This window comes from Acidovorax sp. SRB_14, from assembly GCF_012932145.1.
GTDB lineage: Bacteria > Pseudomonadota > Gammaproteobacteria > Burkholderiales > Burkholderiaceae_C > Simplicispira.
In genome coordinates, this window is the sequence record NZ_MWOK01000042.1 from 1 (window position 1) to 8,797 (window position 8,797).

Genomic DNA, 8,797 nt, shown 5'->3' on the forward strand with positions numbered 1-8,797 from the left:
CTTGGCCGGCGCCGCCGCCCTGCCGCTGCAACCCGTGCGCGGCCAGCTGTCATGGGGCCTGCAAGGCGCAGCGGCCGCCGGCCTGCCGCCGTTCCCGGTCAACGGCCATGGCGGCCTGGTGGCCCATGTGCCGGTGGCGGGCGGCCACGCCTGGCACATGGGCTCGACGTTCGAGCGCGACATCGACCACCTGCCGCTGAGCGACGCCGAGCGCGCCGCCGCGCACGCCCACAACTGGCAGCAGCTGCAGGAGCTGCTGCCCGGCGCCGCGCCGGCGCTGCAGGCGGCGTTCGGCCCCGCAGCGGGCGGTGCGCAGGCCGTGCGCGCCTGGGCCAGCGTGCGCTGCACTTCACCCGACCGCCTGCCGATCGTCGGCCCGGTCGACGCGGCGGCGCTGCCCGGCCTGTGGGTCTGCACCGCCATGGGCTCGCGCGGGCTCACGCGCGCCGTGCTTTGCGGCGAGCTGCTGGCCGCGCAGCTGCAGGGCGAGCCGCTGCCGCTCGACGCGCGGCTGGCGCGCGCGCTGTCCACGCAGCGGCTTTGATCTGCAGGACAGGTCGCCGCTCTCCATTCAGGAGCTGTCAGCGTATATGTGCTCTCAGTTTCATGGCCATTTGTGCCTGAAACCCTGTTTACACGCGCGCAAGCAGCTCTTCTTTTTGCAGTGGTTGCCTATGGCCCCGGGCTGGTGCCCTGCCATAGCGGCACCCGACCATATGCTTATGCGCATAAGGGAAGCACAAAACAATCGTTTGCTTCCATAAGAAGGCCCTCTAAAGTGCGCGCCATGCACGACTGAGTGGCCTTATGTACCAATACACCGAATTCGACCAAAACTTTGTCCGTCTGCGCGCCGCGCAATACCGCGACCAGCTCGAACGCTGGCAGGCCGGCAAGCTCAGCGAGGACGAGTTCAAACCGCTGCGGCTGCAGAACGGCTGGTACATCCAGCGCTACGCGCCGATGCTGCGCATTGCCGTGCCCTATGGCGAGCTCGCCAGCCACCAGCTGCGCGTGCTCGCACGCATCGCGCGCGAGTTCGACCAGCCCGACACCGAGCTGCTGCTGCGCGCGCGCGCGACGCAGGACCAGCTGGGCGAGATCGCGCTGTCGAACGGACAGCGCATCGGCTCCGAGCTCGGCCATGGCTACGGCCATTTCACCACGCGCACCAACGTGCAGTTCAACTGGGTGCCGATCGACAAGAGCGCCGACGTGATGGACCTGCTGGCCAGCGTGCACATGCACGGCATCCAGACCAGCGGCAACTGCATCCGCAACATCACGGCCGACGAGCTCGCCGGCATTGCGCCCGACGAGGTCGCCGACCCGCGCCCCTTCGGCGAAATCCTGCGCCAGTGGAGCACGCTGCACCCCGAGTTCGCCTTCCTGCCGCGCAAGTTCAAGATCGCCATCAGCGGCGCCCTCGAAGACCGCGCCGCCACGCCCTGGTACGACGTGGGCCTGCAGATCGTGCGCGACGCGGCGCTGGCCGCGAGCGAATCCGGCCCGCTGGCCGGCATCGGCTTCCAGGTGCGCGTGGGCGGGGGCATGGGGCGCACGCCCATCATCGGCTCGGTGGTGCGCGAATTCCTGCCCTGGCACCAGCTGATGAACTACCTCGAAGCCGTGATCCGCGTCTACAACCGCTACGGCCGGCGCGACAACGCCTGGAAGGCGCGCATCAAGATCCTGGTCAAGGCCGAGGGCCAGCGCTACATCGACCAGGTCGAGGCCGAATACCGCCAGATCGTCGAGCAGGACGGCGCCCCGCACACCATCACGCAGGCCGAATACGACCGCGTGGCGGCCTGTTTCGTCGCGCCCACGCTCACACGCCATGTCGGCGCGCCGGTGGCCGCCCTGCCCCGCGGCGATAAGGCGTTTGACCGCTGGCTCGAGCGCAACGTGGCCGCGCACCAGCGCCCCGAGCTGCGCGCCGTCACGCTGTCGTTCAAGCGCCCCGGCGCCGCGCCGGGCGATGCCAGCGCCGAGGTGCTGGACGCCGCCGCCGACCTGGCCGAGCAGTTCAGCGCCGGCGAGGCGCGCGTCACGCACCAGCAGAACCTGCTGCTGCCCTGGGTGCATGTCAACGACCTTCCCGCGCTCTACCAGGAGGCCAAGCGCCTGGGCCTGGCGCAGGCCAACATCGGCCTGCTGACCGACATGATCGCCTGCCCCGGCGGCGACTTCTGCTCGCTCGCCAATGCGCGCTCGCTGCCGATCGCGCGCGCGATCACCGAGCGCTACCAGGACATGGACGAGCTGCACGACATCGGCACCATTGACCTGAACATGAGCGGCTGCATCAACAGCTGCGGCCACCACCACAGCGGTCACATCGGCATTCTCGGCGTCGACAAGGACGGCAAGGAGTGGTACCAGATCACGCTCGGCGGCGCCGACGGCAGCACGCGCAGCGGCCCGGCCCTGCCCGGCAAGGTGGTCGGCCCGTCGTTCTCGGCCGCCGAGGTGCCCGACGTGATCGAAGCCGTGCTCGACACCTACCGCCGCCTGCGCCAGAGCCAGGGCCAGCGCACCGAAACCTTCATCGAAACCCTGCGCCGCACTGGCATGGACCCGTTCAAGGCCGCCGCCCACGCTGCGCGCCATGCCATATCGCAGGCCGAAACGGCTTGAGCGCGGCAGCCTCCTTGAGACCAAGACTATGAAAATAATAGCTAGCAGCGCACACCAGGCAAGCGTTCCAGGCCAAAAAGTGCTGGAACTGCCGAACGACGCCGATCCGCTGAACATCGACCTGGCCGGCGTCACCCGCATCGACCTGCAGTTTCCCAAGTTCACCGATGGCCGCGCCTACAGCCAGGCGCGCCTGCTGCGCCAGCGGCGCCAGTTCACGGGCGAGATCCGCGCCACCGGCGACGTGCTGATCGACCAGCTGGTGCACATGGCGCGCTGCGGCTTCGACGTGGCGGTGCTCAGGGACGGCGTGGACGCGGCCGACGCGCAGCGCCAGTTCGACCGCTTCCACGGCTTCTACCAGGGCGACGCAGTGCAGCCGCGCCCGCACTTCGCCAAGGCCGCGTGATGACGGCCGGCAGCCCGACCCTGCTGGCGCGCGGCGCGGCTGCCAAGGCCACCGCCGTGCACGCCCGCGCCAGCGCCGGCTATGCCGAGAAGCTCGCGCAGACCTGCGCCGTGCTGCGCGAGGCGGCGCAGCTGGGCGCGGTCACGCAGGCCTCCAGCCTGGGCGCGGAAGACGTCGTCATCACGCACCTGATCAACGCGCTGCAGCTCGACATCGGCGTGTTCGTGCTCGACACGGGCGCGCTGCACACCGAGACGCTGGCGCTGCTGGAGCGCACGCAGGCGCACTCGCGCGCGCCCATCACCGTCTACCGGCCGCAGTTCGACGCCGTGGTCCAGTTCATCCGCACGCATGGCCAGAACGCGATGTACGACAGCATCGAACTGCGCAAGTCCTGCTGCGGCATCCGCAAGATGGAGCCGCTGGCGCGCGCGCTGGCCGGCAAGACCGGCTGGATCACCGGCCTGCGCCGCGAGCAGTCGAACGCCCGTGCTGAGGTGCCGCTGGTCGACACCAGCGAAGTGGCGAGCAAGGGCCTGACCAAGTTCAACCCGCTGGCCGACTGGACCTGGGGCGACGTCTGGCACTGCATCGCCGAGAACGGCGTGGACTACAACCCGCTGCACGACCAGTTCTACCCGAGCATCGGCTGCGCGCCCTGCACGCGCGCCATCAGCCTGGGCGAAGACTTCCGCTCGGGACGCTGGTGGTGGGAAAACGAAGACGCCAAGGAATGCGGCTTGCATGTCAAGCCGCATTCCGGCGCGACAGCGCCGCTGCCTGCGCACAGCGCGGGCAGTGCGTCCGAAGTTTCGGCGCAGGCTCATGTCGCCGCAGGCGACGTGAAGGACGCGCCAGCGTCCGGCCGCAGCCACGATGAAACCGCCAAGGAATGCGGCCTTCACGTCAAACCACCCACCGACGCGCCTGGCCGCCCCCCCAACGACACCGCCGCCCCAATCCCGAAAGCCCTTGCATGAACGCCCGCACCGACTTCTCTGCGCTGAACCAGCTCAGCAACCGCCACCTCGATGCGCTCGAAGAGGAAACCATCTTCGTCCTGCGCGAGGTGGCCGCCGCCTTCGAGCGCCCCACGCTGCTGTTCTCGGGCGGCAAGGATTCGCTGGTGATGCTGCGCTGCGCCGAAAAGGCCTTTGGCGCCGGGCGCATTCCGTACCCGCTGTTGATGATCGACACCGGCCACAACTTCCCCGAGGTCACGGACTTCCGCGACTTGCGCGCCCGGGAGTTGGGCGCCGAGCTGATCGTGCGCAGCGTCGAGGACTCGATGGCGCGCGGCACGGTGCGGCTGGCGCACCCGGGCGAGTCGCGCAACGTGCACCAATCGGTGACGCTGCTCGAAGCGATCGAGGAGTTCCGCTTCGACGCGCTGATCGGCGGCGCGCGCCGCGACGAGGAAAAGGCCCGCGCCAAGGAGCGCATCTTTTCGCACCGCGACAGCTTCGGCCAATGGCAGCCCAAGGACCAGCGGCCCGAGTTGTGGACGCTGTTCAACACGCGCCTGCAACCGGGCGAGCACTTCCGCGTGTTCCCGATCAGCAACTGGACCGAGCTCGATGTGTGGCAATACATCGAGCGCGAGCAGATCGCCCTGCCTTCGCTCTACTACACGCACCCGCGCGAGGTGGTCGAGCGCAAGGGCCTGCTGGTGCCCGTGACAGCGCTGACCCCGGCGCGCGAGGGCGAGCAGGTGCAGACACGCGGCGTGCGCTTTCGCACTGTCGGCGACGTCACCTGCACCTGCCCGGTCGAGAGCCTGGCCGCCACGGCCGGCGACATCGTGCTCGAGACCTTGGCCGCCGACGTGAGCGAGCGCGGCGCCACGCGCATGGACGACAAGACCTCCGACGCCTCGATGGAAAAGCGCAAGAAAGACGGGTACTTCTGAGATGAAAACGAACAATTTGATAGCTGCCAGCGCAATCACAGCAAGCATTTCAGGCCAAAATGACCATGATTCCGCGCTGCGCTTCATCACCTGCGGCAGCGTGGACGACGGCAAGAGCACGCTGATCGGTCGCCTGCTGGTGGACAGCAAAGCGGTGCTGCAAGACCACCTCGCCGGCGTGCAGCGCGCGGGCGAGACCGATCTGGCCCTGCTGACCGACGGCCTCTCGGCCGAGCGCGAGCAGGGCATCACGATCGACGTGGCCTACCGCTACTTCAACACCGAGTCGCGCAAATTCATCATTGGCGACGCCCCCGGCCACGCGCAGTACACGCGCAACATGGTCACCGCCGCGTCGCAGGCCGACGCCGCCGTGGTGCTGGTCGATGCCACCAAGCTCGACTGGCACTCGCCCGCGCTCGCACTGCTCGAGCAGACGCGCCGCCACAGCCTGCTGGTGCACCTGCTGCGCGTGCCCAGCCTGGTGTTCGCGGTCAACAAGCTCGACGCCGTGCAGGACCCGGCGCTGGCCTTCAAGCACATCCGCGCGGCGCTGCTGCAGTTCGCGCAGGATGCGGGCATCACCGTGACCGCCACCGTGCCGGTTTCGGCCCTCAAGGGCTGGAACGTGGTGGAGCGCCACCCCGGCTGGTGCGGCTATGCCGGCCCGAGCCTGCTGCAACTGCTCGAAGAACTGCCCGGCACCCCGGCCGAGAGCGCGCTGCCGCTGGCGCTGCCGGTGCAGTGGGTCGAAAAGTTCTCGGCCTCCAGTGACACCTCGCAAGGCCGGCGCGTGTTCTGGGGCCGCGTGGCCGCAGGCTGCGCCACGCCCGGTGCGGCAGTGCAGGTCTTCCCCAGCGGCCAGGCCGCCACCGTGGCCCAGGTGCTCGACCGCGTGCGCCGCCCCGGCGAGGTGTCGGCCGGCCACAGCGCCGGCATCGTGCTCGACCGCGAGGTCGATGTCTCGCGCGGCGACTGGATCGTCGCCGCGTCCACGGCAGCGGCCAGCGCCGCGGACGGCTTCGACGCCCCTGCCCGCACGCCCGCCTGGCAGGCGCAGCGCGAGCTGACCGCCACCGTCGCCTGGATGGACGACGAGCCGCTGGTGGCCGGGCGCGTGTACTGGGCGCTGCATGGCCACCGCTGGGTCAAGGCCAAGGTGCAGCGCGTGGTGCACCGCCTCAATGTCCATACCCTGGCACAGGAGCCGGCCACCGAACTGGCTCCCAACGCCATCGGCCACGCCGCGCTGGTGCTGCAGGAACCCCTGCCGGTGGCGCCGTTTGGCCGCTCGCGCACGCTCGGGTCGCTGATTCTGGTGGACACCGCGAGCCACCGCACGGCAGCCGCCGTGCTGCTGCAGGCATGACCCGCGGCAGCACACCGGTGTTGGACCGCAGCGGTGGCGGCGCCCGTGCATTTGCGGCACCCTGTGCCCATGCCGGCTGAACCGACCACTGCGCCGCTGGAGCCGATCTTCACCATCGGCCACTCCACGCGCAGCCACGCCGAGTTTCTGGCCCTGCTGCAGGAAAACGCCGTGCAGTGCGTGGTCGATGTGCGCAAGCTCACCGGTTCGCGGCGCTACCCGCAGTTCAACGCCGAGGCCCTGGCGCCCGCGCTGGCGGCCGATGGCATAGCCTACGTGCACATGGCCGCGCTGGGCGGACGGCGCGGTCGCACGCTGGCAGCGGGAGAGCCGTCGCCCAACGGCTTCTGGACCCACGACAGCTTTCGCCGCTATGCCGATTACGCGCTGGCCAGCAGCGATTTCGCCACGGGCCTGCACGCGCTGCTGGCGCGCAGCCGCACCGAGCGCTGCGCGGTGATGTGCGCCGAGGCGGTGTGGTGGCGCTGCCACCGCCGCATCATTGCCGACTACCTGCTGCTGCACGGGCGCTCGGTGCAGCACATCCTCAACGCGGGCCGCACCGAAGCGGCCCACCTCACGGCGGGCGCCCGCCTGAAGGAGCCGCACGCCGCGCCCGCCGACCAGCGCCTGGTGTACCCGGCGCAGCCCCCCGGATGACGGCCCGCCGCGTCCCGCGCAGCGGCTGGTGGCGCAGAGCCACCACACCCCGCAGGGCAGCACCGCAGGCGCTTGGTGCAAACCCTTAAAATTTCACTTATTCACCGCCTTAGAAAAAACCATGACCCACGTTGTTTCCGAAAACTGCATCAAGTGCAAATACACCGATTGCGTGGATGTGTGTCCCGTCGACTGCTTTGTCGAAGGCCCGAACATGCTCGTCATCAACCCCGACGAATGCATCGACTGCGCCGTGTGCGTTCCCGAATGCCCGGCCAACGCCATCTTTGCCGAGGAAGACCTGCCCCCCACCGAGCTGGCCTTCATCAAGCTCAATGCCGACCTGACCAACGCCCCCGGCTGGAAGGTCATCACCAAGCGCAAGGCCGCGCTGCCCGAGGCCGACGAATGGAACGGCCAGCCCGGCAAGGTCAAGGACCTGGTGCGCTGAGCGCCGCTGCGCTGCCGCACCGCACTGCGCCCCCACCGGCTTGCACCGCTTGAGCACTGCCCGCGCCCCCGCCACTGCGCCGCTGGAGACCGACGCCGTCGTCATCGGCGCCGGCCCGGTCGGCCTGTTCCAGGTCTTTCAGCTCGGCCTGCAGGGGCTCAAGGCGCAAGTGGTCGATGCCCTGCCCGAGCCCGGCGGCCAGTGCATTGAGCTGTACGCCGACAAACCCCTCTACGACATTCCCGGCATCGCCCACTGCAGCGGGCGCGAACTGGTCGAGCGCCTGCAGCAGCAGATTGCGCCGTTTGCGCCGCAATGGCACCTGGGCGAATCGGTGGCGCAGCTCGCAGCGCAGGCCGACGGGCGCTTTCTCGTCGGGACCTCGCGCGGCACGCAGCTGCTGGCGCGCGCCGTCTTCATCGCGGCCGGCGTCGGCGCCTTTGTGCCGCGCGCGCTCAAGGTGCCGGGCATCGACGTTTTTGAAGGCACACAGCTGCTCTATCGCCTGGACGATCGGGCCGCCATCGCGGGTCGCCATGTGGTCGTGCACGGCGGCGACGAGCCCGCGGTGGCACAGGTGCTGGACTGTGCGACGGCCGAGCCGCCGCCCGCCAGCCTCACGCTGCTGCACCGCCGCGATGTGTTCGACGCACCGCCCGCTCAGCTGGAGCAGCTGCAGGCACTGCGCGACGCCGGGCGCATCCAGGTCGCCATCGGCCAGATCACCGGCACCGAACAGGACGGCGGGCGCCTTGCTGCGCTGCAGCTGCTGGCACCCGACGGCAGCACCCGGCGCGTGCCGCTGGACCTGCTGCTCGTGCGCCTGGGCCTGTCGCCCCGCCTGGGGCCCCTGGCCGACTGGGGCTTGGCGATGGAACGCAAGCAGCTCGTGGTGGACACCGCCAGCTATGCCACCAGCGTCAGCGGCATCCACGCCGTGGGCGACATCAACACCTACCCCGGCAAACGCCGCCTGATCCTGTGCGGCTTCCACGAGGCCACGCTGGCGGCCTTTGCCACTGCCGAGCGGCTGGCGGGCCAAAAAATCCCGCTCGAATACACCACCAGCAGCGCGCGCCTGCAGCAGCGCCTGGGTGTGGCGGCTGCGGACACCAAGGCCTGAAGCGCCGTCACTGCGCGGTCCGCCGGCCGCAGATTTCACTAACATCCTGGCTTGCCTGGCCAGAAAAAACAAAAGCCGCAACGGTGTGCACCGTTGCGGCTTTGAATTCGACCTGTGAATCGCGGTCTCTGCGCGCGAAAAAACGCTGCGCACCACCCAAAAATCGACAAACTCTGGCGGAGTGGACGGGACTCGAACCCGCGACCCCCGGCGTGACAGGCCGGTATTCTAACCAA

General features: G+C 69.3%; 9 protein-coding genes and 1 pseudogene. 9 read left to right on the top strand and 1 reads right to left on the bottom strand.

What is annotated here, in order from left to right; translation table 11 throughout:
* The 9 genes and pseudogenes from B2J86_RS17790 to B2J86_RS17830 all read left to right on the top strand — a co-directional run.
* The coding region (locus B2J86_RS17790) for an FAD-dependent oxidoreductase (protein WP_173026280.1) at positions 1-544 on the top strand (544 nt) is incomplete at its 5' end.
* A gap of 263 nt (positions 545-807) precedes the next feature.
* Entirely contained in the window at positions 808-2,640 is a 1,833-nt protein-coding gene (locus tag B2J86_RS17795) for a nitrite/sulfite reductase (RefSeq protein ID WP_173026281.1), read from the top strand.
* 28 nt (positions 2,641-2,668) lie between these two features.
* Entirely contained in the window at positions 2,669-3,049 is a 381-nt protein-coding gene (locus tag B2J86_RS17800; RefSeq protein WP_173026282.1) for a DUF934 domain-containing protein, read from the top strand.
* Positions 3,049-3,801 (top strand): annotated as a pseudogene (locus B2J86_RS17805) (phosphoadenylyl-sulfate reductase); the annotation flags it as partial. The gene B2J86_RS17800 and the pseudogene B2J86_RS17805, both read left to right, overlap by 1 nt.
* 224 nt (positions 3,802-4,025) lie before the next feature.
* Positions 4,026-4,958 carry a sulfate adenylyltransferase subunit CysD gene (gene cysD / locus B2J86_RS17810; protein ID WP_173026284.1) on the top strand — a complete coding sequence of 311 codons (933 nt, stop codon included), beginning with the start codon at positions 4,026-4,028 and terminating at the stop codon, positions 4,956-4,958.
* 1 nt (position 4,959) lies between these two features.
* Positions 4,960-6,327: a sulfate adenylyltransferase subunit 1 gene (locus tag B2J86_RS17815; protein ID WP_173026285.1), complete on the top strand. Its 1,368-nt coding sequence runs from the start codon at positions 4,960-4,962 to the stop codon at positions 6,325-6,327.
* Between the two features lie 69 nt (positions 6,328-6,396).
* Positions 6,397-6,987, top strand: coding sequence for a DUF488 family protein (locus B2J86_RS17820; RefSeq protein WP_173026286.1), 591 nt, complete (start codon positions 6,397-6,399; stop codon positions 6,985-6,987).
* Between the two features lie 121 nt (positions 6,988-7,108).
* On the top strand, positions 7,109-7,438 hold the full coding sequence (fdxA, locus tag B2J86_RS17825; RefSeq protein ID WP_169170664.1) for a ferredoxin FdxA: 330 nt from the start codon (positions 7,109-7,111) through the stop codon (positions 7,436-7,438).
* Between the two features lie 49 nt (positions 7,439-7,487).
* On the top strand, positions 7,488-8,561 hold the full coding sequence (locus B2J86_RS17830; RefSeq protein WP_173026287.1) for an NAD(P)/FAD-dependent oxidoreductase: 1,074 nt from the start codon (positions 7,488-7,490) through the stop codon (positions 8,559-8,561).
* Positions 8,562-8,568: 7 nt separating this feature from the next.
* Here the strand turns inward: B2J86_RS17830 and B2J86_RS18025 are convergent.
* A partial coding sequence (locus B2J86_RS18025; protein ID WP_216842433.1) for a hypothetical protein occupies positions 8,569-8,797 on the bottom strand: 229 nt, incomplete at its 5' end.

What these genes read in the sequence shown, in the direction of transcription:
- cysD (WP_173026284.1), top strand. Translation starts at nt 4,026, where the DNA reads ATGAACGCCCGCACCGACTTCTCTGCGCTGAACCAGCTCAGCAACCGC.
- B2J86_RS17820 (WP_173026286.1), top strand. Translation starts at nt 6,397, where the DNA reads ATGCCGGCTGAACCGACCACTGCGCCGCTGGAGCCGATCTTCACCATC.
- B2J86_RS17815 (WP_173026285.1), top strand. Translation starts at nt 4,960, where the DNA reads ATGAAAACGAACAATTTGATAGCTGCCAGCGCAATCACAGCAAGCATT.
- fdxA (WP_169170664.1), top strand. Translation starts at nt 7,109, where the DNA reads ATGACCCACGTTGTTTCCGAAAACTGCATCAAGTGCAAATACACCGAT.
- B2J86_RS17800 (WP_173026282.1), top strand. Translation starts at nt 2,669, where the DNA reads ATGAAAATAATAGCTAGCAGCGCACACCAGGCAAGCGTTCCAGGCCAA.
- B2J86_RS17795 (WP_173026281.1), top strand. Translation starts at nt 808, where the DNA reads ATGTACCAATACACCGAATTCGACCAAAACTTTGTCCGTCTGCGCGCC.